This is a genomic window from Maribacter litoralis, from assembly GCF_902506355.1.
In the GTDB taxonomy this organism is placed as follows: Bacteria; Bacteroidota; Bacteroidia; order Flavobacteriales; family Flavobacteriaceae; genus Maribacter; species Maribacter litoralis.
This window is the reverse complement of sequence record NZ_LR733271.1, coordinates 3,733,893-3,760,553: the sequence shown is the minus strand read 5'-3', so window position 1 is coordinate 3,760,553 and position 26,661 is coordinate 3,733,893. Positions and strand designations below refer to the sequence as shown.

At 34.8% G+C, this 26,661-nt stretch carries 22 protein-coding genes and 1 tRNA gene; 13 read left to right on the top strand and 10 right to left on the bottom strand.

Annotation, left to right across the window (positions count from 1 at the left end):
• Positions 1–25: 25 nt before the first annotated feature.
• Positions 26–325, bottom strand: coding sequence for a hypothetical protein (locus EXIGUO8A_RS15815; RefSeq protein WP_159303901.1), 300 nt, complete (start codon positions 323–325; stop codon positions 26–28).
• 84 nt (positions 326–409) lie between these two features.
• Positions 410–1,009 carry a GTP cyclohydrolase I FolE gene (gene folE, locus EXIGUO8A_RS15810; protein WP_116768902.1) on the bottom strand — a complete coding sequence of 200 codons (600 nt, stop codon included), beginning with the start codon at positions 1,007–1,009 and terminating at the stop codon, positions 410–412.
• A 228-nt stretch (positions 1,010–1,237) separates the two neighbouring features.
• Here folE and EXIGUO8A_RS15805 point away from each other — a divergent pair, with 228 nt between their 5' ends.
• The 3 genes from EXIGUO8A_RS15805 to EXIGUO8A_RS15795 are packed head-to-tail and all read left to right on the top strand — an operon-like array spanning position 1,238 to position 3,248.
• Positions 1,238–1,918, top strand: a complete 681-nt coding sequence (locus tag EXIGUO8A_RS15805) for an ABC transporter ATP-binding protein (RefSeq protein ID WP_159303900.1) — start codon at positions 1,238–1,240, stop codon at positions 1,916–1,918.
• Positions 1,919–1,929: 11 nt separating this feature from the next.
• A complete protein-coding gene (locus tag EXIGUO8A_RS15800; protein WP_159303899.1) occupies positions 1,930–2,487 on the top strand; it encodes a CPBP family intramembrane glutamic endopeptidase in 558 nt (185 codons plus the stop codon).
• Positions 2,484–3,248: a TIGR02757 family protein gene (locus EXIGUO8A_RS15795; RefSeq protein WP_159303898.1), complete on the top strand. Its 765-nt coding sequence runs from the start codon at positions 2,484–2,486 to the stop codon at positions 3,246–3,248. Before EXIGUO8A_RS15800 ends, EXIGUO8A_RS15795 begins: the two co-directional genes overlap by 4 nt.
• Here the strand turns inward: EXIGUO8A_RS15795 and EXIGUO8A_RS15790 are convergent.
• The 3 genes from EXIGUO8A_RS15790 to EXIGUO8A_RS15780 all read right to left on the bottom strand — a co-directional run bounded on the left by EXIGUO8A_RS15790 (position 3,245) and on the right by EXIGUO8A_RS15780 (position 8,138).
• Positions 3,245–5,083 carry a cytochrome-c peroxidase gene (locus EXIGUO8A_RS15790; protein ID WP_159303897.1) on the bottom strand — a complete coding sequence of 613 codons (1,839 nt, stop codon included), beginning with the start codon at positions 5,081–5,083 and terminating at the stop codon, positions 3,245–3,247. The genes EXIGUO8A_RS15795 and EXIGUO8A_RS15790 overlap by 4 nt on opposite strands.
• 78 nt (positions 5,084–5,161) lie before the next feature.
• Positions 5,162–6,811 (bottom strand): alkaline phosphatase PhoX, encoded by a 1,650-nt coding sequence (locus EXIGUO8A_RS15785; protein ID WP_159303896.1) that lies wholly within the window; start codon positions 6,809–6,811, stop codon positions 5,162–5,164.
• 190 nt (positions 6,812–7,001) lie between these two features.
• On the bottom strand, positions 7,002–8,138 hold the full coding sequence (locus tag EXIGUO8A_RS15780; protein WP_159303895.1) for a Gfo/Idh/MocA family protein: 1,137 nt from the start codon (positions 8,136–8,138) through the stop codon (positions 7,002–7,004).
• A 220-nt stretch (positions 8,139–8,358) separates the two neighbouring features.
• Between EXIGUO8A_RS15780 and EXIGUO8A_RS15775 the strand changes: the two genes are divergently transcribed.
• Positions 8,359–9,843 (top strand): S10 family peptidase, encoded by a 1,485-nt coding sequence (locus tag EXIGUO8A_RS15775; protein ID WP_159303894.1) that lies wholly within the window; start codon positions 8,359–8,361, stop codon positions 9,841–9,843.
• Between the two features lie 8 nt (positions 9,844–9,851).
• Here EXIGUO8A_RS15775 and EXIGUO8A_RS15770 read toward each other — a convergent pair whose 3' ends face one another.
• Positions 9,852–10,307, bottom strand: a complete 456-nt coding sequence (locus EXIGUO8A_RS15770) for a hypothetical protein (RefSeq protein ID WP_201304130.1) — start codon at positions 10,305–10,307, stop codon at positions 9,852–9,854.
• A gap of 114 nt (positions 10,308–10,421) precedes the next feature.
• Here EXIGUO8A_RS15770 and EXIGUO8A_RS15765 point away from each other — a divergent pair, with 114 nt between their 5' ends.
• From EXIGUO8A_RS15765 to EXIGUO8A_RS15755, 3 genes are all read left to right on the top strand, one after another.
• Positions 10,422–10,880 (top strand): hypothetical protein, encoded by a 459-nt coding sequence (locus EXIGUO8A_RS15765; protein ID WP_159303893.1) that lies wholly within the window; start codon positions 10,422–10,424, stop codon positions 10,878–10,880.
• Positions 10,881–10,892: 12 nt separating this feature from the next.
• The gene (locus EXIGUO8A_RS15760) at positions 10,893–11,582 is read left to right on the top strand and encodes an SGNH/GDSL hydrolase family protein (protein WP_159303892.1); all 690 of its coding nucleotides are present in this window, start codon (positions 10,893–10,895) and stop codon (positions 11,580–11,582) included.
• Positions 11,583–11,684: 102 nt separating this feature from the next.
• Positions 11,685–13,235: a M28 family metallopeptidase gene (locus EXIGUO8A_RS15755; protein WP_159303891.1), complete on the top strand. Its 1,551-nt coding sequence runs from the start codon at positions 11,685–11,687 to the stop codon at positions 13,233–13,235.
• Between the two features lie 130 nt (positions 13,236–13,365).
• On the opposite strand, the gene EXIGUO8A_RS15750 is transcribed toward EXIGUO8A_RS15755, so the two are convergent.
• A tRNA-His gene (locus tag EXIGUO8A_RS15750) sits at positions 13,366–13,441 on the bottom strand.
• 156 nt (positions 13,442–13,597) lie between these two features.
• Between EXIGUO8A_RS15750 and EXIGUO8A_RS15745 the strand changes: the two genes are divergently transcribed.
• On the top strand, positions 13,598–15,646 hold the full coding sequence (locus EXIGUO8A_RS15745) for a tetratricopeptide repeat-containing sensor histidine kinase (RefSeq protein ID WP_159303890.1): 2,049 nt from the start codon (positions 13,598–13,600) through the stop codon (positions 15,644–15,646).
• 208 nt (positions 15,647–15,854) lie between these two features.
• The gene (locus EXIGUO8A_RS15740; protein WP_159303889.1) at positions 15,855–17,954 is read left to right on the top strand and encodes a tetratricopeptide repeat-containing sensor histidine kinase; all 2,100 of its coding nucleotides are present in this window, start codon (positions 15,855–15,857) and stop codon (positions 17,952–17,954) included.
• Here EXIGUO8A_RS15740 and bshB1 read toward each other — a convergent pair.
• Positions 17,951–18,667: a bacillithiol biosynthesis deacetylase BshB1 gene (bshB1, locus tag EXIGUO8A_RS15735; protein WP_159303888.1), complete on the bottom strand. Its 717-nt coding sequence runs from the start codon at positions 18,665–18,667 to the stop codon at positions 17,951–17,953. The two genes, EXIGUO8A_RS15740 and bshB1, sit on opposite strands and share 4 nt — an antisense overlap.
• 33 nt (positions 18,668–18,700) lie before the next feature.
• Entirely contained in the window at positions 18,701–19,852 is a 1,152-nt protein-coding gene (locus EXIGUO8A_RS15730; RefSeq protein WP_159303887.1) for a trans-sulfuration enzyme family protein, read from the bottom strand.
• A 297-nt stretch (positions 19,853–20,149) separates the two neighbouring features.
• Here EXIGUO8A_RS15730 and EXIGUO8A_RS15725 point away from each other — a divergent pair, with 297 nt between their 5' ends.
• Positions 20,150–21,418 carry a M14 family metallopeptidase gene (locus tag EXIGUO8A_RS15725; protein ID WP_159303886.1) on the top strand — a complete coding sequence of 423 codons (1,269 nt, stop codon included), beginning with the start codon at positions 20,150–20,152 and terminating at the stop codon, positions 21,416–21,418.
• A 54-nt stretch (positions 21,419–21,472) separates the two neighbouring features.
• Here the strand turns inward: EXIGUO8A_RS15725 and ccsA are convergent, their stop codons facing one another.
• Positions 21,473–24,652, bottom strand: a complete 3,180-nt coding sequence (ccsA, locus tag EXIGUO8A_RS15720; protein ID WP_159304508.1) for a cytochrome c biogenesis protein CcsA — start codon at positions 24,650–24,652, stop codon at positions 21,473–21,475.
• A 138-nt stretch (positions 24,653–24,790) separates the two neighbouring features.
• Here ccsA and EXIGUO8A_RS15715 point away from each other — a divergent pair, with 138 nt between their 5' ends.
• Genes EXIGUO8A_RS15715 through EXIGUO8A_RS15705 form a run of 3 tightly spaced genes read left to right on the top strand, consistent with a single transcriptional unit; the run spans position 24,791 to position 26,658 of the window.
• Positions 24,791–25,555 (top strand): Rossmann-like and DUF2520 domain-containing protein, encoded by a 765-nt coding sequence (locus tag EXIGUO8A_RS15715; protein WP_159303885.1) that lies wholly within the window; start codon positions 24,791–24,793, stop codon positions 25,553–25,555.
• The gene (locus tag EXIGUO8A_RS15710; protein ID WP_116768885.1) at positions 25,539–26,066 is read left to right on the top strand and encodes a KdsC family phosphatase; all 528 of its coding nucleotides are present in this window, start codon (positions 25,539–25,541) and stop codon (positions 26,064–26,066) included. Before EXIGUO8A_RS15715 ends, EXIGUO8A_RS15710 begins: the two co-directional genes overlap by 17 nt.
• A gap of 4 nt (positions 26,067–26,070) precedes the next feature.
• A complete protein-coding gene (locus tag EXIGUO8A_RS15705; protein ID WP_159303884.1) occupies positions 26,071–26,658 on the top strand; it encodes a Maf family nucleotide pyrophosphatase in 588 nt (195 codons plus the stop codon).
• Positions 26,659–26,661: the final 3 nt, after the last annotated feature.

Below are 26,661 nucleotides of genomic sequence, written 5' to 3'. Positions count from 1 at the left end.
AGAATATTTGCAATAAATGTTTCTTTTACACTTCTATTGTTCTGCCTTTTTTAGAACCACTTAATACATAGGTATATAACCACATTAAAGTAAAAGAAGGTATTAAATCGAAGCCTGGTACAATTTCTTCTATAAAGGTAAATATACCAGCTGCCTGCCCGATCTTACCCTTGTACATACGCGTCATTAACCAAGCGGATAACGGTGCCCATACTATATCGGAAAACTCACCTACAAAAGGTATTGCAAATGATAGCATACCTATACCATCAAAAAGCAACCCCAAAAAGAGTTGCTTATATTTTTTATCTTTTAAAATTGACATATTGAAAAATTAGTTATTCTAATTAAAGAATGCAACAAAGATGCCAAATTTTATATATTATTTTGAGGTGAAGTTTACGTCTTATCAAGAAAGTTTAGCGCTTATTAATTTTAAGAATTCATTTCTAGTTTCAATTTTCTCAAACTGACCTCTAAATCCTGAAGTTGTAGTTACCGAATTTTGTTTTTGTACACCACGCATCATCATACACATGTGCGAAGCCTCTATAACAACTGCGACACCTTTTGGTTTCAATGTATTGTTTATACACTCCAATATATCATGTGTTAATCTTTCTTGCACTTGTAACCTTCTAGCGAAAACATCCACTACCCTTGGTATTTTACTTAAACCAACAATATGTCCATTAGGTATATAAGCTATATGTGCCTTTCCAAAAAATGGCAACATATGGTGCTCGCAAAGAGAATATAATTCTATATCCTTAATGATGACCATATCATCATAATCTTCTTTGAACATAGCCCCTTTTAAAATTTCAACAGCATCTTGCTTGTACCCTTGCGTTAAGAACAACATTGCCTTTGCTGCACGTTCCGGTGTTTTCACTAACCCTTCCCTTGCTACATCTTCACCAATTTCATCAATTATAGATGAGTATCTATTTTTTACTTCATCGGTAATTTCAAGATTATATTCTTCTAAATTTCTATACGGGGACATGTTATTAATTTTATGTTTAACCTAATTAAGTTTAGGTTGAACAAATTTAGCGTTTTCTTTCATCAACAAACGTAAAAATATCATAAATAGTTCACATTGCTGTATAGTCATAAATAATCGATCAGAATCAAATTAAGGAGAAGTAATCCTCGATTTCTATTTTTAGCAAGCTCCTTTTTCATTAATTTTGAATTTCAACATACTAGAACATTAAACACAACCTTACTTATGATCAAAGCTTCTAACATTCATAAATATTACGGAGACTTAGAGGTATTAAAAGGAGTTGACCTCCACATAAAGAAAGGTGAAATAGTTTCTATTGTTGGTGCGTCTGGTGCCGGTAAAACTACCTTATTGCAAATACTGGGAACTTTAGATGTACAATCGAACAGGAAAGATAGCACGTTACTGATCAATAACATTGAAACCACAAATCTTAACGATAAGGATTTGGCAAAATTCAGAAATGAACATATCGGCTTCATTTTTCAGTTTCATCAGTTATTACCTGAGTTTACGGCAATTGAAAATGTATGTCTACCTGCCTTTATAAAAAAGACACCCAAAGCCAAGGCAGAAGTTAGAGCCAAAGAACTTTTGGACTTCTTAGGACTATCTCATAGGTATGACCATAAACCTTCAGAACTATCAGGTGGTGAACAGCAACGAGTAGCTGTAGCCCGTGCTTTGATTAACAATCCTTCTATAATTTTTGCAGATGAACCTAGTGGGAATCTAGACTCAGAAAGCGCAGATAATCTTCACAAACTATTTTTTGAATTAAGGGAGAAGTTTGGACAAACCTTTGTTATTGTTACCCACAACGCTGAATTAGCCGAAATGGCAGATCGTAAATTAACTATGGTAGACGGCAAAATAGTGGACAAAGAAATTATTATAGCATAACCAAAACCCGGATGCTTCAAGAACTACTTTTATTTATAAAACAACCGGTCTATGAGCAGGATAACGATAGTTCTATATCTCAAAAATTTCGGATACTTTTCAAACTTTTAATTATAGCATTATGCGCCAGTATTCTGTTATTAATGTTAGCAGGAGTTCTTGAAAGTGTATTGCAGCTTGAGATGGGCAAACATGCTATGGATGATTTATTCGACAGTTACTCTGTCGTACTAATTTTCTTCCTAGCGGTAATCGTAGCACCATTTTTTGAAGAATTGCTATTTAGGGGTCCTCTTATCTTTTTTAAAGATTCTAATTTTTTTAAACCTATTTTCTATCTGTTCACCATTGCCTTTGGTTTTATGCATATCAGTAATTTTGAAATGTCTACACAGGTGTTGTTGTTCTCTCCGTTATTGGTAGCCCCTCAAATAAGCGTAGGCTTTTTATTAGGATACATAAGGGTGAAATTTGGGTTAATATGGTCAATGGCTTTACATGCCATTTATAATATGGTTCTGGTTGTTCCCGTACTAGTTATGCAACTGTTAGATATTTCTATTGAATGACAAAAAGTGAATTAAAAGTATTTTTAGATGAAAAGGTTGTAGAATATAACAATCCTGAATTTTTAGAAACAGACCCCATTCAAATACCACATCTTTTCACACAAAAAGAAGATATTGAAATCAGTGGTTTTTTAACGGCTACCATAGCTTGGGGAAATAGAAAAAGTATCATAAACAATTCTCATAAGTTGATGGAAAAGATGGGTCAGAGTCCGTATGACTTTGTTCTTAACCATACTGATGATGATTTAGAAAATTTATCGGGATTTGTTCATAGAACATTCAATGAGATAGATTTAAGGTATTTTATACGGAGTCTAAAAAACATTTACAGGAAGCACAACGGACTGGAAGGTATTTTCACAACGCATCAAGACAAAAATTCTCTACAGCCCACCATTTCCATATTCAAGAAAATATTTTTTGAATTACCGTATGAGCAACGTACAACAAAACATGTTTCAGATCCATTAAAAGGTTCTGCAGCAAAAAGGATAAATATGTTTTTACGCTGGATGGTTAGAGATGCCGCTACCAATGTAGATTTTGGTATATGGAAAGATATTTCTGCCTCAAAATTATCTTGTCCATTAGACGTTCATTCGGGCAATGTAGCTAGAAAATTAGGATTACTAAAGCGGAAACAAAATGATGCAAAGGCACTAGCTGAACTAGATAAAAACCTTAGAAAACTGGACCCATTGGATCCAGTTAAATATGATTTTGCCCTCTTTGGTTTAGGTGTGTTCGAGAAATTCTAGTTTACGGCTTCTTTTTCAAATCTTTTATCGGTCAGTGTTTTCATAAAAGCAATAATTGCCTTTGATTCTGTAGTAGTTAGATGTAAAGAATCTGGAGGTAATGTTTGGTAAGGTACATCTAAGCCCATACCTTGACCACCGCCAACATTATAGAATTCAACAACTTCTTCTAATGTTTTGTACACCCCGTTGTGCATATATGGTCCCGTTAAATCAACATTACGTACCGTTGATGTTTTAAAGAAATGCTTCTTCTCCTCTACTTCGTAAGGGTAATACTGCCCCCAATCATCATCTAAAACAGGATTCTCAAAACTTGCGTTTTTAGGTACTCCAAGATTTTCAAATTCGCTCTCCATATATTTTGGTGGAACGGTACCGTTAAAAGCCGGCGGAAAATGACAAGTGGCACAAGCAGCTTTACCCATAAAAAGATTAAAACCGGTAATCTCTTCGGTAGTCATGGTTTCTTCAAGATTGTTCATGTTTCTATCGAATTTAGAATCGAACGGAGCTAAACTTCTTATATATGTCGCAATAGCATTACGCACGTTCATATCGGTTATTTTTCCATCGTAAAGCGAATCAAATTGAACTTTATATGCTGATTTTTCTTGAATTTTTTCTTCTAATTGTTCCAAATCGATGTGAAACTCATTTTTATTATTGGTAACTCCAACAATTTGATCTTCAAGTCCATCTGCCCTACCATCATAAAACAAAGAACGTTGGTAAACTGCATAAGTTAATGTTGGAGAATTACGTTGTAAATCTTGTCCGTTAATTCCTTTTGCTATTTTATGCCCGTCAGTAAATGCTTTTTCCGCAATATGGCAAGTCGCACAACTTATGGTACCAGAGCCGGATAAATCTTTATCATTGAACAGCTGTCTTCCTAACTCAATTCTTTCTTCAGTAATATCTGGTGCTCTTTGGGTAGAGAACATTTTCATATTAAAGAAATTTTTATCGAATAAACTAGTTACTTTAGGATCTAACGCACGAGATTCACTTAATTTAATATTCCAATCTTGCGCGGTTTTAGCCACTAAGTCCAATTGATAATTAGTGTGAGATTTTATGAAAGAATAGCGGTCAAATTCATCAAAATTTCCATTTTTAAGTACATTAATGGTAGCAGTAATTTCATCTTCCCATTGATTGTACAATTTTTTATCAGCAAAAGCATCTTTGTAGATAGCTAATACATTTTGTAAGGTTTCGTAATTATAAATGGCTTCGTTTAGTGAGTTAGCTAACTTGGGCGAGTCAAACCCAGTTATACCTTTTGTAGCGATATTTACAATAGCATCGCGAATCATTTTTAGGTGATGCCTATCTCTTTGAGTGATGAGTATATGATTTTTTCGAACAAATGGAATTCTAATCTTTAAATACTCCAATACCCTATTTAATTCTTCATTTGAAAAACCTTCTTCATCATATAACAACTCTTCTAAAACTTGAAAACTCTTCGGTTTAAGGATTTTAATATCTTGATGGTCATCAATTTCTACTTTTAGCAAATTGGGCGCATTCATTGAAATATAATTCTCGTAATCATATGCAATTAGCATTGGTTCTACTCTTTTATACCATTTTCTGCTTTTTAAAAATAGTTCCTGATTTTTTGAAAGTGAATTCAGCGTATCTATTTGTTGCATATAATGGGCAGTGCTATCAAGGGCTGTAAAATATTGTTCACGAATAGCATCGTTGAACATTGATTGATCATCTGTGTTTATAGCCAACAACGGTTTGGTTTCTTGATTTTTACAAGAAAGAAAAAAACTTACCAACCCAACAAAAATCCATTTATAATGCAATACTCTCATGTTATTTTTTAAAAATTATTTTGAATAGAAAAAGGTTCCCAGTTAAGGGAACCTTTAAATTTGGTATAATTATATCACTTATCTAGGCAAACCGGTCAATGTAAATAAAACGGAACCTTCTAAAGATGCACTACCTTCACTAATAGCGGTTGGATCTACAAATTTAAGTCCGTCAGCTCTTACTGCAGTTTCAGGAGTTGTACCATAATTCCAACCATGAACTTGAGCACCACCAATGAATGTTGGCTCAGAAGCACCGATAATATCAGTTACATCAATCAAACCTGTAATTTCCCACATGCTATCGGTATTACCAATACCAACACTTGCCGCATACGTTTGGTCACATTCCATAACTTCAACAAAATCACCAGTGTTCAAATCCAATTGCCATAGTTTAGCAAAACCTGTAATATCTGAATTCAAATCGGCATAACCATTTGGATCTTCTTGAACGTAAGCATAGTTTTCAGTTACTAAAATATTATCGGGTGAATGCATACCATCACCTTTACCGTTTTCTAAATCACCGTCAACAACAACAGTTAATTTAGCAGGTGCCGTTGGGTCTTCAGAATCAAGAACAAGCTTGTAAACACGTCCAAAACCTGTACCTCTTAAGTTTAGATCTGGATTATCTCCACGAATTCTTCCTGTTGCATTAAAGTAAACTTCTCTTTGAGCTTCGGCGGTACCTCTTCTCCAATCTATATCTTCAATTCTTTGAAAACCGATAGCACCTAAGTCAATAGCTTCTTGATTCAATTCGTCTATGGTTCTTTCGGTAACTTCTACCCATTCTACGTCATACTCAATATCTTGAGCCATACCCATTTCAAATAACTGACCACCTTCACCAGGAGCAGATTCTACAGGGTTAGTACCTCTCAAAACATATAGTTTACCACCATAAAGATCACCTCTTTGACCTACATACATTCCAAAATGAGCTTGTGGATATGTGTTGTCACTATGATCATCTCCCATAAAAATTACAGTTTGCGATGCATAAGCATCCTTACCGATAACAACGGCATTCTCAGTAGACCACTCTCCAAGCGCAGGAAGTCTTTCTACCTCTACTCTATCTTCTTTAGCTCTAAAAGGATTTACTTTAAACACCCCTTTAGCGTTACCGCCCCATTCTCCACCAGATAGGTAAAGCGGACCAAAGCCATGCTCTTCAACAGTAATCGAAGAACCAGAACACATAGCCGTAAAAGCAGTAGCAGTAGAATTTACAATGTAATCTCCTTGTAAAGGTTGCAGTTCTGAATTCAACATAATTCTAGCGATTGAGTAATCAGCTTCTAAATTGTTGATCAAAGCATAGTTACCATTTTCAGCAGGGTAAAGTGCAGCGCCATCCATATAAGAACCATATACAAATGTAGAATCAGATTCTAAAATATCTGCAGAAGACATGATCATGTTCAATTCAGCAGAACCGCTAAACGCACCTTTTAATTCAAATAGCTCATTAGGTGTTACAGAGCTTGTTAATGGAATAGATTCTTCTAAAGTGAAATCTTGTCCGTCCGCACCATCGGCACCATCGGCTCCGTCAGCGCCATCGGCTCCGTCAGCGCCATCGGCACCGTCAGCACCATCAACGCCGTCAATACCATCTGCACCATCCACACCATCTTCTCCGTCACAGCTCATTACAGCTAATCCTAAACAAGAAAGGAAAAGGGCTTTAAATAGTAAATTTTTCGATTTTTTCATTATCAATATAGTTTTTAGGTTATGAATTCCAAAACTATACAGACAACCTTTTGTTAACGTATTCTAAAAATTAGTAATGAATAAACTAAACTTTATGTTAATGTTAACATGTAAATTTAACTTGAAATCGAGGTGATCAAAACTTGAAATAAAGTTTAATTGGCAACTTAAATATTTAAAAATAAACATGTTAAGACACAATGCCCATATTACCCAAAGATAATAATTGCTCTTTACCACCTTCGTCTATAGATTTATAAATAGCCTCAACAATAATCATATCTCTTTTCCCCATTTCACCCGGAGCTACGTTTTTGGTCCCCATAAGAATATGTTTTGCAAAATCGTCCATCTGTAGTGCTTGCTGCTTTTTATGAGGAAATTTTAAGATATCACCATTAGATGTGGTACCGCTAATTGGTCCGTAGCTATGTGCAGGATCAAGTTCGAACCAGCCTTTACTGCAATGACATTTTAAACGATTACCGTTGGAATTGTGCGATGTCATCATATGTGCAACTGCTCCGTTAGCAAATTTAAATTGAGCCGTAATGGTTTCGTCGGTATCTTTAAAATACTCTGGTCTTGTACTAAACTCTTGTGCAGAAACAGCGATAGGATTTTGCCCAGTTCCATATATACTCGTCTGAATTGAATACACACCCATGTTCATCAATGCACCACCACCAGAAAGCGACTTATCTAATCGCCATTGATCTGGGTTACCTTTAGATATATAACCAGCATCGGAGGAAACGAACTTTACATCACCAAAAGTTTTTTCCCTTACATATTTTTTAACCTCATTCGTATATGGGTCACTTTGCATTCTATAGCCCACTGCCAATTTAACGTTGTTTTCGTTACAAGCATTTATAATGGCATCACATTCCGCAACACTAATAGCCATCGGTTTTTCGCAGATAACATGCTTACCGGCTTTTGCGGCACGAATGCAAAAATCTGCATGCATACTATTAGGTAATACTACATATATGATATCTATACTATCATTATCTGCGATAGTGTCGAAATTATCATAATTATAAACGTTCTTCTTTGGTATATTATATTTCTCTTGCCATATAGCCTCTTTGCTTTTAGTTCCTGTTACAATTCCTGCCAAATAACAATGCGCTGTTTCTTGTAAGGAAGGAGCTAATTGATACGTACTATAACTCCCTAAACCCACCAAGGCTATACCTAACTTTTTATCGTTTTTGTTTGTAGATAGGGCATTCGCCAACGGCATGTTAGCAATTAACGCCGAACCTAATAAACCTTTACCGGCCAAACCATTAAATGAACGTCTTGTAAGCTGCTTCATGAGTGTTATTTATATGATGTAGAAAATTAAAAAAATATAATGTAACTCCATAGTGTAACATACAGTATTAACATTATAATTTCAATCAAAAAAATTGAACATTTCTATTTTAAAACTATCCTAATTAACGATTTGATATTAAAAATCGAATCGATCAAAACAGTAATTAAAATCGCACAATTATTCTTATTTTCGTTTGACAACAGAACCTTATCAAACCATGAAAAAACTTCTACAACTCACAATTTGTATGGCAGCCACCGTTGCCATTGGTCAGTCCAGGGAATTACCCATAGATACCGTAATTACCACACAGCATAATGCCAATATAAATGGCGCAAGCTTCTCCTATACCGCCCAAACCGGAACACAACCCGTCTGGGATGAGAATGCAAAACCCATAGCTACGTTACATTACACGTATTATACCCGTAACAATATTAAGGACCGCACTGCTAGACCTTTATTGATCTCTTTTAATGGCGGACCCGGATCTGGTTCCGTTTGGATGCATTTGGCATATACAGGCCCAAAAGTTTTAAAGATTGATGATGAAGGCTACCCCATTCAACCATATGGTGTAAGTGAAAATCCCTATTCTGTATTGGACATTGCCGATATAGTTTATGTGAATCCCGTAAACACCGGTTATAGCAGAACCATACCAGCTAGTGGAAAAGAGGTAGACAGGGATAAATTCTTTGGCATCAATGCAGATATTAAGTACTTGGCAGAATGGTTGAACACCTTCGTAACCAGAAAAAACAGATGGCGATCACCCAAATATATTATTGGAGAAAGTTATGGAGGAACACGTGTTATGGGTCTTTCGTTAGCTCTTCAAAACCAACAATGGATGTACCTAAACGGCGTAATAATGGTTTCACCGGCAGACTATAAAGTGATACGAAATTCAGGTCCGGTTGCCGAAGCAATGAATTTGCCTTATTACACGGCCGCTGCATGGCATCATAAAGCTTTACCACCTGCATTACAAAGCAAAGATCTTTTGGAAATTTTACCGGAATCAGAAGCGTACACCATTGATAACTTAGTACCTGCCTTAGCAAAAGGAGGATTTTTGGATGCTGCCGAAAAAGAAGCCGTTGCAGATAAAATGGCCTATTATTCAGGATTGAATAAAAAGGATATTCTTGACCATAACTTATCCGTTCCTACATCTTTCTTTTGGAAAAGCTTATTAAAGGACAAAAGTGGCCATACCGTAGGACGTTTAGATTCTAGATATTTAGGTATAGACAAGCAATTGGCCGGTACAAGACCCGACTATAATTCTGAATTGACATCATGGCTACATAGTTTTACCCCTGCAATCAATTATTATTTACAAGAAGAACTAAATTTTAAGACCGATGTTAAATATAACATGTTCGGGCCAGTTCACCCTTGGAACAATGACGATGATAATACCAGAGATGATCTAAGACAAGCCATGGCTCAAAACCCATATTTAAACGTATTGGTACAATCTGGGTATTATGATGGCGCAACCACCTATTTCAATGCAAAATATACCATGTGGCAAGTAGATCCAAGTGGCCGAATGAAAGATAGGTTCAGTTTTAAAGGCTACCGTTCAGGACATATGATGTACTTAAGAAGAGAAGATTTAAAAACCGCAAACGGCGATATACGCGATTTTATAAAACGTACTATTGCAACAGGAAAAAGTGCAAAATATTAGATAGTTTTTTACTTTTCTAAAACAGTAGTAGATATTCCCAATACAAGCAATGAGTTAATTTCCATTGTTTCTATTGGGATTATTTTTTGATATCGAAATTCAGCCGTCTTAATTGCATCCCTAAACAGCTGCTCTCTTTTACGTTGTTTCTTTTTTTTGAAAATATCAATGGTAGCGCCAATGGTAACACCACCTAAAACAGTTGCCAGCAAATCTTCATTGCTCCATCCTCCATATTGGTTTTGATCAATAGCCTCTTTTGCTACACCAATAAGCAAACTACCGCCTACAGCACCTACAAAGGTCCATGTTCTATCACCATCCGAAATTTCATTTGCTACCCCTGCACCAACTAGACCGTATAGATTACCTCCTAAATAATGTAGAACCTTATCCTGCTCTATTTGACCGTAAGAATTATGGGCTAAAATTATAAGAAGAGAAGTAACCAGGATCTTTTTCATACTGCGCAAAGATAAAAAAACCAACAGACGCTCTGGTGATAAAAAACACAACTATTAACCAACCATATTTTTCATGGGTCAATTTTGTATTATCTTAGGATTTTAAAATATCATATGGAATTAAAAAGTTTTATAAAAAGTCTTACCATTATGCACCTATTTTTATTAATCGGTCTAAGTATTTTTACCGTTTGGGTGTATTTTCAAATCAATTCTTTCAATACCAGTACCACAGGACAAGGTATATTTTTATACACGGTACCAATTTTTGCTATGTTGGGGTATTTTGGAAGTCAATGGGTTTTCAAAAAAATGTCCTCTAAAATTAAATTAGAAAATCGTCTAGAAGAGAAATTAAAAAAATATCAATCAGCGTTACATATCAAATATGCCCTTATCGAGGTTCCGGCATTCATAGGCTTATTTGCTTATTACAATACAGCAAATGCCTTACCATTGGTCATTTCAGTATGTTTATTGGCTTATTTAGCTGCTCAAAGACCAAATAAAGAGCATATAATTAATAGTGTACCATTATCACCCGAAGAGAAATCACGCATTCAACAAGCATAAACAACAACTATAATGAAGAAAGTAAGTACAATAATCTTAATATGTATGCTATCTATTTTAGGATTAAACTCAACAAACGCTCAAGATTGGGCTGATCTAAACCATTTTAAAGAGGCAAATGACAGTCTCAATTTACCTGCGAAAAATGAAAATCGTGTCGTATTCATGGGGAATTCCATAACAATCGGTTGGTTAAACAAGCGACCTGAATTTTTTGAAGGTAAACCATATATTAATCGTGGTATAAGCGGACAAACAACGCCCCAAATGTTGATACGTTTTAGACAAGATGTTATAGACCTAAAACCTAAAGTGGTAACTATACTTGCAGGCACCAATGATATAGCAGGTAATACAGGACCTTCAACCTTAAAAATGATCATGGATAATATTAAGGGAATGGCAGAGATGGCACATGCTAATGATATTAAAGTAATTTTATCCTCTACCCTGCCTGCGTATGATTATCCATGGAAACCTGGTTTGGAGCCTTCCGGTAAAATTATAGAGCTTAATAAAATGATCAAGGAATATGCCATTGCTCACGGACATGTTTACTTAGACTATTTCTCTAAAATGGTTGACAAGCGTAATGGTCTTCCAAAGAAATATGCAAAAGATGAAGTACACCCTACCGTTGAAGGCTATAAGGTTATGGAACCATTGGTAGAAGCTGCTATTGCTGAAGCATTGAAGAATTAATTTGATTAATAAAACTTCAATGTAGTCATTTTAAAATCTACAAGGCTTCAAATGAAACCACTTAAGAATTGATTATTTTTGATGAAATTTGATAACTATATAATGAAAAAAGCACTATTCCTATTGGTCGCTACGGCCATTTCATGCAATTCCTCCCAAAAAACCGTTAAAGAGAGTACACCCGAAACTTCAGAAATTGCATCTGAAATTACTTATGCTGAAACAATTACCGAATCTGAATTAAAAGACCATCTCTATATCTATGCATCAGATGAGTTTGAAGGTAGGGAAACAGGACAACCCGGTCAGAAAAAAGCAATAGCTTATTTAAAGGCCGAATATGAAAAATTAGGGATACCTGCAGCAAAAGAGGATGGCAATTATTTTCAAGAAGTACCTTTAGAAGTCAGTAAACTGCCTATCGGAAAATTAAGTGTCAACGGAACAGACTTTCCTATTGGAGAACATGTACTTACTTTTTCATCTGCAGACACCTCTGTTGATGAAATTGTTTATATAGGTTACGGTATTGAAGATAGTGACTACTCTAGTTACAACAACATCGATGTGACCGACAAAATAGTATTATTAAAATCTGGTGAACCTATAAAGGCTGACGGAACCTACGTAATTTCTGGCACAACGGAAAAGTCTATTTGGAGCAACATGTCTGAGTCATTGACAAAGCGAATTGAAATTGCCGTGGACAAAGGAGCTAAAGGAGTTTTGTATTATGACGACGCCAATTATAGTCGTTTTAAGCGCAGGTTTGAATATATGAAGCAGAACAATAGTGGCAGAATGGAGGTAGTAGATAAAAATGCACCTGAATTCTACAATCTGTTCATAGACCAAACGCTTGCCGTAAACATTTTACCAACTATTGAAACTGATAATGATTCGAAGGTTCTTAATAAAGAATTAAAACTAAATTTTGAAAGTGCCAACGATAAAGTTTCCTCAGAAAATGTTGTAGCAATGATTAAGGGTTCTGAAAAACCGAATGAATATTTGGTAATATCTTCGCACCTAGACCATATTGGTATAACCGGCGATGGTGAAATCAATAATGGAGCCGATGATGATGGATCTGGTAGTGTTGCCTTACTTGAAATCGCCGAAGCATTTAAAAAAGCTGCCGATGCCGGTAATGGTCCAAAAAGGTCTATTGTATTTTTACATGTTACAGGAGAAGAAAAAGGATTATTAGGATCTCAGTATTATACGGATGTAGACCCAATAGTACCCTTAGAGAACACCGTAGCCAATTTAAACATTGACATGATCGGTAGAATTGATCCTAAAAGAGAGGGTGACCGTAATTATATTTACTTAATAGGTTCGGACAAGCTTAGTATTGAATTACACAATTTATCTGAAGAAGTAAATAAAAAGTACATGAATATCGAATTGGACTATACTTACAATGATGAAAACGACCCTAATCGTTTTTACTATAGAAGTGACCACTATAACTTTGCAAAAAACAATATTCCAATTATATTTTATTTTAATGGAACGCATGATGATTATCATAAACCAAGTGATACTCCCGATAAAATAAATTATGATTTATTGGAGAACAGAAGTAGATTAATTTTTTACACAGCTTGGGAAATAGCCAATAGAGATCAAAAATTGAAGGTAGATTAACCTTTTAAAAATTTAAATGTAAAAGCCTAATAGTAATTATTAGGCTTTTTTTATTGATAAAATACTGATTATTAGCAGTGTTAAAACAAAAAAGCCCTGGACGTATATCCAAGACTTTTTATCTGCTTTAGGGTGGAAGACCGGGTTCGAACCGGCGACCCTCGGTACCACAAACCGATGCTCTAACCAGCTGAGCTACAACCACCATTTGTAAGCGAGTGCGAAGATAATTTTTTTATGCAATTCTGACAAATAATAATTGAATTTTGAAGAAATATTTAATTTTAAGAAACGTTTAATTTATTTCTTTTTAACTTTAAGTTTAGAATATAACAACCTACTTGACATATACCGCCTACCTAATGCATTCTATATCAAATTATAAACGCAATTATTTACTCTTCGCATTAGTTATTTTCAATTGTTTTTTCTCGTTTTCTCAAATAGATAGTGTTAAGTTTTTTCAAGCAAAAATTTCAAAATTAGTAGAACAACCCAATTTTTCTGAAAATAATTTTGAATTTATAGACAATTTAAATCAGTTATCTTACTACCAAAGATTAATCGCACAAGATTCAATGCTTGTAAACTCAGAACGAGCACTTGAATTAAGTATTAAAAACAACTACACTCATGGGGAACTTGAAGCTTTGGCGAATTTTGCTTCCTTATACCTATATACCGGTGAAACCGACAAATCAATTGACTTTTGCTTAAGGACAATTGAAAATACGGATTTAAAGAATTTTCCAAAAACGGAAATGAAGGTTTATAATGTTCTTGGTCAAGCCTATTTTTTTAAAAACGATTATCCGTCAACATACACACAGTTTTTACATGCCCTTTCCATTGCTGAAAAAACCAACGATCAATTTCATTTATTTCGAATGAACATGAATTTGGGCACTATTTTTAGTCGCCTAGAAGATTCTGACGAGGCTTTAAAATATTACGCGGCAGCCTTTAAATTGGTAAAGAAATTAAATGACCCTACCAAAGAGGCGATGATGTTAAGTAACATGGCCTATCTAAACATAAAATTAGACAATCTTGAAGATGCAAAAGCTAATCTAAATGCAGCATTTAAGTTATATGAAACCATTAATAACACCACTTGGTTAGCTTGGACCTATTCTACTCTAGGATTATATCATTTAAAATTAAACGATTATAAGAATGCAGTGCTAAATTACCAGAAGTCACTAGACATGCATAGTAATTTTAATGATGTAAAAACCAATGCCGACATGAAATTTGGTTTGGCAAGAGCTTATCTAGGTTTAAATGATTTAGCTAAATCAGAGGAAAGCATTCTTAAAAGTCTTGAACTCTATAAATCTTCTAATTATGAAGCAGGTTTAGAACAAGCTTACAGGACTTTATATGAAATTAAAAAAGCGCAGAATAAAACTGCGGAGTCATTAAAGTATCTTGAATTGACCGAAAAGCTTTCCAACGATAATTTCAAGAAAAAGAACAGACGAAATTTAACGATGCTCAATGCAAAGTTAAATTTTGAAAAAGAAGCTGAAAATCTTAAAGCACAGAACGAATTGGCGCTTAGCCAACAGCGTAAGTACATTAAATGGGCATTAGCAGCTTTATTAACCTTAACCATAATAGTATTTATAATTCTGTATGCCAATAGAAGAGAAAAAGTGCTAAATAAAAAATTAGCCAATCAAGCGAAAATATTAAGCGAAAACCAAAAAGCACTAACATTAATAAATAATAATCAAGATCGGTTATTCTCTATAGTAGGTCATGATTTAAGAAGCCCAATTATTTCATTAAATGAAATATTGGGGCTATATCTAGAAGATTCAGAAGGAAAAGAATATTTTGAAAAATTTGCTCCTCAGTTAAAAGAAGATATAGAACAAGTTCAATTTACGATGGACAACCTTTTACATTGGGGAAAAACCCAGATGCAAGGAAGTACTGTTAATATTAAGAGTATTTCGGTAAAAGATGAGTTAGATGTAATTCTACAATTATACCGAAACGAGATCAACAAAAAGCATATTACAGTAAACAATCAGGTTGCAGGCAATCATAAAGTCTTTGCCGATTTGCAACAGTTCAATATTATTTTTAGGAACTTAATTAATAACGCTATTAAGTTTACCCCAAACAACGGGATAATTACCATATCCACTAAAATAAAAAATAAAAACTTGGTCATTGAAGTTACAGATACCGGTGTTGGAATGACCGAAGCAGATGTACAAAAGCTTTTCAGCTCTTCTGAAAACTTCTCCAATTACGGTACCAATTTAGAAAAAGGAACCGGTTTAGGACTTAGACTTGTAAAAGCAATGGTCATTAATAACAGTGGTGAAATATCTGTAAAAAGTCAACCTAACAAGGGGAGTCAGTTCATTGTGGAACTCCCCATTGACATCAAATAATAAATTTTTTATTCCCTTCCATTTTTTAGTGATTACAAACAATGAATTCATTCTTTTGAAATAGGATGATATTTTACGCCTACACTTCAAAATCATCGACGAACTACACCTTTACAACGTTAAAACACACAATAAATCGCATTTCACAACATTTTTTCTAAATCCGTAAGCTTCTAACTTAATTTTAAACCAAGTTATAGGGATAACTATGAATTTTAGAAAATCTAAGACCATATTCAATTACAACCTGTTAAAGGGTTGGTTTTGTGTATTCCTAATTTCCTGTATTACTGCTCACTATTCTCAAGCTCAAAGCACGAAAAAAGATACTCTACTTCAAAATATAGCTGCATTTAAAAAATCTAAAGTCTTTAACCCTAAAGACACCCTCTATATTCACAATTTAGTCAATCTTGGAGCTGAATACCGTTTTCACAATTTAGATAGTCTGATTATTATAAGTAAACAAGGTCTTGAACTAAGTAGAAAAGCTAGCTATTTAAACGGTGAAATAAGTTCATTACATAATATAGGAATATACTATTCCAATAAAGGTAAAATAGACCAAGCCATATCTTACTTTGAAAAAGCTTATGAGCTTTCTAAAAATAGTAATAGCCCTGTTTTAATGATTAGAACCTTAAATGACCTAGCAAAAGAATATGGTTATAAAGGTGATTATTCTAAAGCTTTAAAATTTTATCTGGCAACCATTGAAATTGCCGAAAAAAATAATGATAAAAATTCCATCTCCATTGTAAATGACAATATTGCCCACTTATATCTTGAACAGAAAGATTATGAACAAGCAATGGTATTTTTACAAAAATCAAAAGCTATTCACGAAGAGGTCGGCAATCCGGTTTTTATGGCAGAAACCTTAAGTAACATTGCTTCTACATATGCCGATATGAATGAGCTGGAATATGCTATGTATAATATAAACATTAGTATTTCAACTTTTGAAAAAGAAAAGATTTTAGAATGGCTTGCTTACTGTTATGAAGTTAAAGGCAAAATTTACTTAAAAAAGAATAAGAATACTTGGGCACTTTATTGGTACAAACAAAGTGAGTTACTACATAAAGAAATAGAAGATGATCGAGGCAAAATAGACCTGCTAAACGGTATGGCCGAGGCATATATGAACCAAAATAAAGATAGTATAGCTGAAGTATATGCATTAAACGCCTATAATCTTTCTAAAAAGTTAGGACTAAGAAGTGGAATAAAAACCAGCGCATACAAACTTTCTAAATTACATAAGAAAAAGAAAGATTTTGAAAAGTCATTATGGTATCATGAAATCTATCAGGTAACATATGAATCATTGACCCAAACAGGAAATGAAAAAGCATTGAACATGCTTAAAACAAAAATGGAATACGATCAACAAAAACAACAGTTGATCATAGACAATGAAAAAGCCTTGGCAAAACAAAAAGTATTCATTTACGTAGCCATAATTGTTCTAATCATTTTTGCCATAATCATGTTTATTATTCATAGAAATGAGCAACAGCAGAAAAAACTAAATTTAGAACTAAGAAATAAAAAAACCGATTTAGAGGAAAAACAAGCATATCTAAACGAACTAAATCAAACCAAAAACAAGTTGTTTTCCATTATTGGACACGATTTAAGAGGACCGATCGGTGCATTTCAAGGCCTTCTAAAACTATTTAAAGAGGGTGAAATGACCAAGGATGAGTTCTTAAACTTTGTTCCTAAACTCAAAGTAGATATTGATACGATCTCTTTTACCCTGAACAACCTATTATCTTGGGGACAAACACAAATGAACGGTTCAATAACCAAACATTCCACCACACAGTTAGATAGCATTGTAGAGGAAAATGTAGCCTTATTATCTGAAATAGCAGAGTCTAAATCTATCGCCATAATCAATAGAATCGAACCTAATTGTCAAATTTGGTCAGACCCAAATCAAATTGACATTATTATTAGAAATTTACTGAGCAACGCACTAAAATTTACCCCTAACAACGGTCAAATTGTAATAGGTGCCATTCAAAAAGCCAAAACATGCGAGATATATGTAAAAGATAACGGCATGGGTATGAGCGATGATATTATCAGTAAATTATTTGAAAAAGACTCTAACCATACCACATACGGTACAAATGATGAAAAAGGAACCGGCCTCGGGCTTTCGCTTTGCAAAGAAATGGTCGAAAAAAATAACGGTAAAATATGGGTACACAGTGCAATGGGCAAAGGTTCAACATTTTACTTCACCATCCCAAGGGTACAACAACCGCAAAAACAATATAAAGTGTCCGCTTAAATTAAATTATCAAGCGAATCTACGGCCACTAATCTTTCTACCGTAAAGCCCTCAGCGTAATCTACACCCACCAATCTACCTAAATCCTTAGCTCTATAGTGAACACTTTGAATGAAAGTTTTACTACTTATTGGTGTTTCTGGCTCATTACTATTAGGATCATGAAATTGAGAAGCATATGCTAAAATAGCATCGGTCTTTTCTTCTATATACCCACTAATATCTACAACAAAATCTGGAGTAATATTTTTCCACTGTATATAATGATATACTTGTTTAGGTCTCCACTCTTGTTGCTTCTCCCCTACTACTGTAGTTTCAATTCGTCTTAAACCACTTAAAAAGCAAGCATCACTAACCAATTTACTACCCTTTCCATGATCAATATGTCGATCGTCGATTGCATTGCATAAAACTGTGTTGGGTCGGTATTTACGTATCATTTTAATGATTTCTATTTGATGCGCTTCGTCATTAACAAAAAAACCATCTCTAAACCTTAAATTTTCACGTACGGCAACGCCTAAAATTTTTGCAGCAGCTGCAGATTCCTTGTCACGTATTTCAGCAGAACCTCTAGTTCCCAATTCGCCACGTGTTAAATCAATAATACCTACTTTTTTTCCTAATGCAATCTCTTTGGCAATGGTGCCCCCCGCCCCAAGTTCGGCATCATCTGGATGCGCGCCAAAAACTAAAATATCCAACTTCATACGCTATTCTTACTTTGTACTTCTAATTACTATTTACTTAATGGAATTCAATGCTTGTTGAATATCGTTCTTTAAGTCTTCTATTTCTTCAATACCTAACGAAAAACGAATTAATCCATCAGAAATACCTTGTTCAGCCCTTACTTCTGCGCTCATTAAAGCGTGAGATGTTTGGGTAGGCGACAAAACCGTACTTTCTACGCCCGCCAAACTCATAGAAGGTTTTATCAATTGCAATGCCTTCTGAAATTTTGAAGCATCTAAATTTGTATTCAATTCAAAAGATAACATACCTCCAAAACCTTTCATTTGCTTTTTAGCTATATCATGATCCTTATGGCTTGGCAGACCCGGGTAATACACTTTCTCAACGTCTTCCAGCTCATTGAGATAATGTGCCATGGCCAAGGCATTTTCATTTTGTGCCTTTACGCGAATACCCATGGTTTTTATACTTCTCTCCAATAACCAAACGGTATAATCACTTAGGCTACCTCCAAAGTTTTTAGCCAAATGAAAAATTCGCTCCATATTCTCAGTAGTAGAAGCTACGGCGCCCGCACAAATATCTGAATGACCGCCCATGTACTTGGTAGCACTATGAATAACAACATCGATACCAAAATCAATAGGATTTTGATTCACCGGACTTGCAAATGTATTATCGATCATGCTAATTAAGCTGTGTTTTTTGGCAAGCGTTGCTATTGCCTCTAAATCTGTAATGGTCAATAACGGATTTGAAGGTGTTTCGATATAAATAACCTTTGTGTTCTCTTTTATTTCAGCTTCAAAATCAGCAGCACTCCAGCCTGTGGTAAATGAATATTCAATACCATATTTAGAAAATTCCTCATTAATTAAATTATAGGTACCTCCATATAATGTTTGTTGTAGTACTACATGATCACCAGCACTTAAAAATGCTAACAAAGAAGTACTTACCGCGGCCATTCCACTACCAAAAATCAGCGCTGATTCCGCATGTTCCAATGCAGCTACTTTTTTGCAAAGTCCCTCTTGGTTAGGCGTATTAAAATATCTAGGGTAACGTTTAACATCTACATCTTCGTAAGCATATGATGTACTCATATATAATGGAGAAACCGCCCCTTTATGCTGTTTATCCTCTAATTCACCTACATGCGTGCAGATAGTGTTTAAGCCTTTTTTATTCGAATTCATATGCAAAAATTATAAAGAATAAAGGTAAGGAAATAGAATGTAATCCAACCGGAACATATGCATTTGCTTAACTCCTAAAAGAAAAATAACACAACTAATTCTTGTTGTAAAATTCTTTTAAAAGCAGATAACCATTAAAACTTCAAAAGAAAGATGTTTGTTTTAAGAATTAAGGAATAGTTGGAATGAAAGTGCTCATTAAGCAGAGCCTTTTAATTTTTGTTGATAGATTTATAACGATTAATGTTAAATAACCATCACCAAGGGTAGGTTGTATTATATGAATACTTATTAATTATGAAAAAATCAATATTTACTGTTGCACTCATCATGCTAATTTTATCCTGTAAAAATCAAAAACCTGTAGCCAAAGGTTATCAAGGTCAAGGTAAAAGTGCCGTTGTTAGTACACTATCAAAACCGGTACAGAAGCAATGGAAAGGCATATGGAGCTTTGATAATGAATCTATATTCTTTAGCAATGATTTTGAGGGAGGAAGACTCAACGGAATTACCTCTGACGGAAATAATCATTACACCGCCTTGATTACAGCCGAGAATACCCCCATAAATGTTAGTCCATGGTATGCGTTTAAAGTTTGGTCAAACACACCAAAGACCATTACCATCAAAATGACTTACAAAGATTCGCGCAGCAGGTATTACCCAAAAATTAGTACTGACGGAGAAAACTTTACCCCAATAGACAGTGCAAATTTCACAGGAATCAATGAAGGCACGGGTTCATTCGGTATTAAAGCCGTACCGGAAATGGTAGAAATCAAAGTAAAAACCACCAAAACACCTACATATATTACAGCACAAGAGCTTTATGGCTCAACAAGAGTTAAAGCTTGGATAGACTCCTTGGCTGCCAAACCATTTATTTCCACGTATGAAATTGGGAGAAGTAGAGAAAACAGATCAATGAATTTAATGGAGATCAGCAATGGTCAACACAAAAAGGCCGTTATGGTCATTTCTAGACAACATCCACCAGAGGTTACCGGGTTTCTTGCCATGAAATCATTTATTGAAACTTTGAGTGGAGATTCACCAAAGGCCCAAAAATTTAGAGAAAACTATGACTTGTTCGTAGTTCCGTTAATGAATCCTGATGGTGTAGACAATGGCCATTGGAGACACAATATGGGAGGCATCGACTTGAATAGAGATTGGCAAGAATTTAATCAACCCGAAACGCAAAGTGTTAGGGACTTTTTGGTAAAAAAGGAATCTGAAGGGTATGAATTTGTTTTTGGTGCAGATTTCCATTCTACTTGGGATGATATCTACTACCCTATAGACTCAACGATTACAGGCGAAAAAGGTGAAATCGTTTTTGATTGGATTGAAAATATAACCAATAGACTACCACAGAAACATACCAATATAAAACCGTCTAAGGATATAAAACCAACAATGGTATCTAGAAATTACTTTTATGTAAACCATGGTATGCCAGCCATTGTATTTGAATTGGGTGATAACACTCCTAGAGATTTTCTTAAACAAAAAGGAAAAGTCGCTGCTGAAGAATTGATGGACTTACTAGCTAAAGATTAAAGATAAAAAGGGCCTCCTATTAGTTAAGAGGCCCTTTTTATATGTAGTAAATATTTACTTGCTAAAGTTTGCCTTGTATCTCCAGAAACTTATGGCGCCTAGTACAAATACACCTGCTACCAAGTAATATATAAATGTAGGCGTAATCACTTGTGCTCCACTAGCATAACTATGCAGACCTACCAAATAAAAATTAACTCCAAAATAGGTCATCATTATACTACCGAAAGCAACGACGCTCATAAAATTAAAAGTCCATTTACCTCTTAAACCTGGCACCAATCTCGTATGTATTACAAATGCGTAAATCATAATAGATATTAATGCCCAAGTTTCTTTAGGGTCCCAACCCCAATATCGCCCCCAGCTTTCATTTGCCCATTGTCCTCCTAAAAAGTTACCAATGGTAAGCATTACAAGCCCCGTTGTTAATGCCAGTTCATTTATAATGGTCAATTCTTTAATATTGATTGCCATACGTTCTTTATTCTTTTTGGTCGTTAAGATCATTAATATCAATGAAACAAGGCCTAAGATCATACCTACGGTTAAAGGGCCATAACTACCAACGATAACGGCCACGTGGATCATTAACCAATAACTATCCAACACTGGCTGTAAATTAGCAATTGATGGATCAATCCAACTTTGGTGTGCAATCCATAACAACATTGATGTAACGAAAGCAGAGGCAGCAAATGTCATATCACTTTTACGGCCCAAGGCCCAACCAATTCCCATAGTAGCCCAAGCTACATAAAGAATACTTTCATAAGCATCACTCCAAGGTGCATGACCAGAAATATACCAACGTAATATTAAGCCCGCAGTATGCCAAAGAAACAGCAACATTATTGTACCCTTGAAAAAGTAGATAGCCACTCTCCAAATGGAACGGTCTTTAAAAATTTGAAATACCAAAACAAAGAACATTAAAAGTCCAACCAATGCATAATATTGATATAACCTATTAAAAATATTGAGCTTATTATAGATTACCTCTGTATCTATTTTTTGCTGAGAAGGCAGAACTTCGTCACCATGATTAAGTTGATTTTGGTGAAATGCAGCCAATAACTTGTCGGCAGAGCTATAGTCACCACTTTGTTGCGCTTTGCCCAAAGTCATTAAATAATACGGCATGGCATTTTTTACGAAATTGGAGTATAATGAATCCCTAATTTCATATTGCCCTCCCCTATATTCAACAGCAGATATCCATTTGTTGTTCTCATCATCTAACAATGGAAATATCTTAACAATATCTTGACCCAACGCTTGGTTCAACAAGCTTAACCTAATATTGGCATCTTTAAAATCTTGCTGAAATTTATTAGGGTTATTTGTTGCTGTTGCCTCACGTAAAAAAGGTTCTAGTTTATACTGTCCTTTTTTATCAAAGAAATCTGTAGCCTTAACGTATTTCTGACCAGAAGGGATTCCTATAATTTTCCTAATACTATCATTCTGCGATTTTTTATCTAGGGCAATAAATTCAGTATTATACCAAACCGCCGGATTCATCATCATTGAAAGTAATATTTGGTCTGAAGTATAGCCCATATAATTATCTTTCAAACTCAATTTACGAAGCAATTCTGATGAAAATGTATTGATAGGCTTCATACGGCCTCCTTCATCCTGTATGACCAGTTTACCAAACTTGTCGGCATGTTCTTTGCTCACCATACTGGCTTCTAGTAAAGAATCTATTTGTGCTTTACTTGATGCTTGTTGATGCCCATCTTCTGGGGTATGCTGTTCTTGTGCAAAAGTTGAGAACGAGAATGCCATTAACAGTGTTATAACACCGAACATTTTTTTCTTTTTCACTTTTAGCTTATCTAAAGAATCTGCTAAATCTTGAAAACGAGTTTTACCAAAGAACATAATTCCCATTAAACCAATATATAATAGAAAGTACCCTATATAAGTTATCCAAGTACCCCAAAAATCATGGTTGACAGATAATACGGTTCCTTTTTCATCGGGATCAAAACTTGATTGAAAAAAACGATAACCCTCGTGGTCTAATACATGGTTCATAAATATATCATAATCAAAAGGTCTTTCATCTTCAATGGTTACCCTACTCATAAAAGATGCGTAACCTTTATCTGTACCAGGATACTTTTCTGCTATAAAATCGTTCAATTTAATCCCAAATGGCAACTCATGCACTTTAGAACCATATCTAATAGAAAAATTGAGTCCGCCAACTGTTACCTTATCACTAAAATCCGACGGTCCTTTACTACCTAACAACTTAATCTGTTTGGTTTCACCATTAGCTGAAACATCAAAAACAATGGCATCTTGATCCATTTTGGTTTTTTCGGCTACCGGTATTTCCACAATTCCATATGATCCTTGCGTTATAGAATCAGGAATTACAAATTGCATACCAGCGGTATTATATAGTGAACGTAATTGTAATGGTTGAACACTATCTTTAACCAACACCCCTTGAAATTGATCCGCCATTCGCATAAAATTACCATCAAAAGGTGCATGAATCTGATACACAGAATCTGTGGTCATAATATTTATTGCACCATCTGTCTTATTATTCAAGGCAAACAGTACATTATGAATACTTGCGACTTTACCATCTTCTAAATAATGGTCGTGACGGTCACCATCACCGGCTTCTACAATTTTCAGAAATTTTGTGCCATTTGAGTCGGGTAACAATCCTTGTTTAGCTCCCTTAATAAAATCAACATATGAAATTTCAAATTCCTCACCATTAAAGTCGGCTTTCCATGGCAGGTTAGATTTTATGGCTTCTGGAGTAACAATTAAATCGTCTTCAAGAATTTTTCTTCTAGCCTCACCATTTATTTCGCCATCAACATAAACCGTTAAATAAGTCTTGTCCGAATAAAACACATTTTCGGTATTACCCTCACGTATGGGCATCATTCCTTCAAAACTGATATAACGGGTAACAAAGGCACCAATAATAATTAAAACCCATGATAAATGTAAAATTAAAACAGGCCATTTCTCTAAACGTAATAATCGATAACGTGAAATATTACCAATAAAATTGATAACAAAGAACACCATTATAAGTTCGAACCACCAAGCATTATAAATCCAAATTCTAGCGGTTTCTGTGCTGTACCAACTTTCAATGAAGGTGCCAAATGCCATTGCAGTGGCAAAAACAATAAACAAAATAGACATTAAGCGTGTAGAGAAGAATATTTTCTTGAACATTTCCGTCATGGAAGATAGGAGTTGATTTTCAAGATGCAAAAATAAGGTCTTTTGACCATTTACGAATGACTTTTATCGCTTTAAAACATCATTGAAACTGTTAATTTTAATACAACAAGACTATTATAAACTTTGTACTTTTGCGTCATGATATCCGTAATAATAGTTGGCTCCGGTAATGTAGCGCAAAATCTTTTTCATGCATTGCAACAAACCGTTGGCGTTAATATCAAACAAGTACTTGGTAGAAACAAAACCCATTTACAATTCGTAAAGAACGATAAGTTGGTAAATACCGATTTTACCAAAATACCAACAGCGGACATATACATATTGGCAATTTCCGATGATGCGATTGGCATAGTGGCCGAACATTTCAAGAACAAAGAAGGACTCGTAGTACATACTTCTGGCGCTACGCCTGTTGAAGTCTTAAGTAGCTTAAAACGACCAGGCATATTTTACCCTTTGCAGACATTTACTAAAGGAAAAATAGTATCTTTTAACAACATACCCATATGCATTGAAGCTAACGATGACAAGGATGTTAAACTTTTGTACAAGCTTGGCAATGCTTTAAGCAAAACTGTTGTTGAGATAGATTCAGACCAACGGAAAACATTACATGTAGCCGCTGTTTTTGTAAATAATTTCACCAATTATCTATACACTTTGGGAGCAGAAATTTGCGAAGAACATCAAATTGATTTCAACTTATTAAAACCATTAATTACAGAAACTGCCGCAAAACTTGAAGACCTTTCTCCGTTACAGGCACAAACGGGACCAGCAAAACGTGGAGATCAAAAAACATTACATAATCATTTACAAATTATAAAAGACAAACACCAAAGGGAATTATACACCCTATTGAGCAACGCAATAAAAGAAAAACATGGAAAAGAGCTATAAAGAGTATTTAAAGGACATTACTACATTTATTTTTGATGTCGATGGTGTTTTTACAGACGGTAACGTTCTAATTACCAGCGAAGGAGAATTATTACGCCAAATGAGTGTAAAAGACGGTTACGCTCTTAAGGTTGCCTTAAAAAAAGGTTATAACGTGTGTATAATTACAGGAGGCACCAATGAAGGGGTACGAACAAGACTTAGAGGTCTAGGTGTTACCGATATTTATATGGGCGCACATTATAAAATGGACGCTTTAGACGAGTATATGGATATATATCATATTGAAGCCGAAAATATATTATATATGGGCGATGACATACCAGATATACCGCCATTGAAGGCAGTTGCATTACCTACGTGTCCGCAAAACGCCGTTGCAGAAGTTAAAAATGTTAGTAAGTACATATCACACAAAAATGGAGGCCATGGTTGTGTTAGAGATGTTATTGAACAAGTTTTAAAAGTACGTGGAGATTGGACCAGTCATTTCAGCGCAACAAACGATTAATTAAATGCTAAGAGACAAATTAAATAATCATCGTTTAATATTAGCCTCGGGATCCCCTAGAAGACATCAGTTTTTTAAGGATATGGAACTTGATTTCGAAGTTCGCATAAAGTCGGTAGAAGAGGTATATCCATCAAATTTAAAGGGTGCTGAAATTTCCGATTACTTAGCCAAATTAAAGGCAAGTGCTTTTAAAGATGAACTTCTACCCAAAGAAATTCTCATTACATCAGATACCGTGGTATGGCACAAAAATGAATCGCTTGCAAAAGCGATAGATAGTGCAGAGGCTGAAGAAATGCTAAGGAAACTATCGGGAGACTGGCACCAAGTTATTTCCTCTGTATGTTTTACAACCATAGAACGACAAATTGTACAACACTCGATTACCGAAGTTAAGTTCAAGAATTTATCTACATCAGAAATTCGTCATTATATTGATAAGTATAAACCATATGATAAAGCCGGTGCATACGGCATTCAAGAATGGATAGGACTCATAGGGATTGAAGAAATTAAAGGCTCATACACTAGCGTGGTAGGTTTGCCTACACAACTAGTTTATGATACCTTATTACAATTGATAACATAAAAT

Coding starts and splice junctions, on each gene's coding strand:
- EXIGUO8A_RS15815 (WP_159303901.1), bottom strand. CDS start 325: ATGTCAATTTTAAAAGATAAAAAATATAAGCAACTCTTTTTGGGGTTG.
- folE (WP_116768902.1), bottom strand. CDS start 1,009: ATGTCCCCGTATAGAAATTTAGAAGAATATAATCTTGAAATTACCGAT.
- EXIGUO8A_RS15805 (WP_159303900.1), top strand. CDS start 1,238: ATGATCAAAGCTTCTAACATTCATAAATATTACGGAGACTTAGAGGTA.
- EXIGUO8A_RS15800 (WP_159303899.1), top strand. CDS start 1,930: ATGCTTCAAGAACTACTTTTATTTATAAAACAACCGGTCTATGAGCAG.
- EXIGUO8A_RS15795 (WP_159303898.1), top strand. CDS start 2,484: ATGACAAAAAGTGAATTAAAAGTATTTTTAGATGAAAAGGTTGTAGAA.
- EXIGUO8A_RS15790 (WP_159303897.1), bottom strand. CDS start 5,083: ATGAGAGTATTGCATTATAAATGGATTTTTGTTGGGTTGGTAAGTTTT.
- EXIGUO8A_RS15785 (WP_159303896.1), bottom strand. CDS start 6,811: ATGAAAAAATCGAAAAATTTACTATTTAAAGCCCTTTTCCTTTCTTGT.
- EXIGUO8A_RS15780 (WP_159303895.1), bottom strand. CDS start 8,138: ATGAAGCAGCTTACAAGACGTTCATTTAATGGTTTGGCCGGTAAAGGT.
- EXIGUO8A_RS15775 (WP_159303894.1), top strand. CDS start 8,359: ATGAAAAAACTTCTACAACTCACAATTTGTATGGCAGCCACCGTTGCC.
- EXIGUO8A_RS15770 (WP_201304130.1), bottom strand. CDS start 10,307: ATGAAAAAGATCCTGGTTACTTCTCTTCTTATAATTTTAGCCCATAAT.
- EXIGUO8A_RS15765 (WP_159303893.1), top strand. CDS start 10,422: ATGGAATTAAAAAGTTTTATAAAAAGTCTTACCATTATGCACCTATTT.
- EXIGUO8A_RS15760 (WP_159303892.1), top strand. CDS start 10,893: ATGAAGAAAGTAAGTACAATAATCTTAATATGTATGCTATCTATTTTA.
- EXIGUO8A_RS15755 (WP_159303891.1), top strand. CDS start 11,685: ATGAAAAAAGCACTATTCCTATTGGTCGCTACGGCCATTTCATGCAAT.
- EXIGUO8A_RS15745 (WP_159303890.1), top strand. CDS start 13,598: ATGCATTCTATATCAAATTATAAACGCAATTATTTACTCTTCGCATTA.
- EXIGUO8A_RS15740 (WP_159303889.1), top strand. CDS start 15,855: ATGAATTTTAGAAAATCTAAGACCATATTCAATTACAACCTGTTAAAG.
- bshB1 (WP_159303888.1), bottom strand. CDS start 18,667: ATGAAGTTGGATATTTTAGTTTTTGGCGCGCATCCAGATGATGCCGAA.
- EXIGUO8A_RS15730 (WP_159303887.1), bottom strand. CDS start 19,852: ATGAATTCGAATAAAAAAGGCTTAAACACTATCTGCACGCATGTAGGT.
- EXIGUO8A_RS15725 (WP_159303886.1), top strand. CDS start 20,150: ATGAAAAAATCAATATTTACTGTTGCACTCATCATGCTAATTTTATCC.
- ccsA (WP_159304508.1), bottom strand. CDS start 24,652: ATGACGGAAATGTTCAAGAAAATATTCTTCTCTACACGCTTAATGTCT.
- EXIGUO8A_RS15715 (WP_159303885.1), top strand. CDS start 24,791: ATGATATCCGTAATAATAGTTGGCTCCGGTAATGTAGCGCAAAATCTT.
- EXIGUO8A_RS15710 (WP_116768885.1), top strand. CDS start 25,539: ATGGAAAAGAGCTATAAAGAGTATTTAAAGGACATTACTACATTTATT.
- EXIGUO8A_RS15705 (WP_159303884.1), top strand. CDS start 26,071: ATGCTAAGAGACAAATTAAATAATCATCGTTTAATATTAGCCTCGGGA.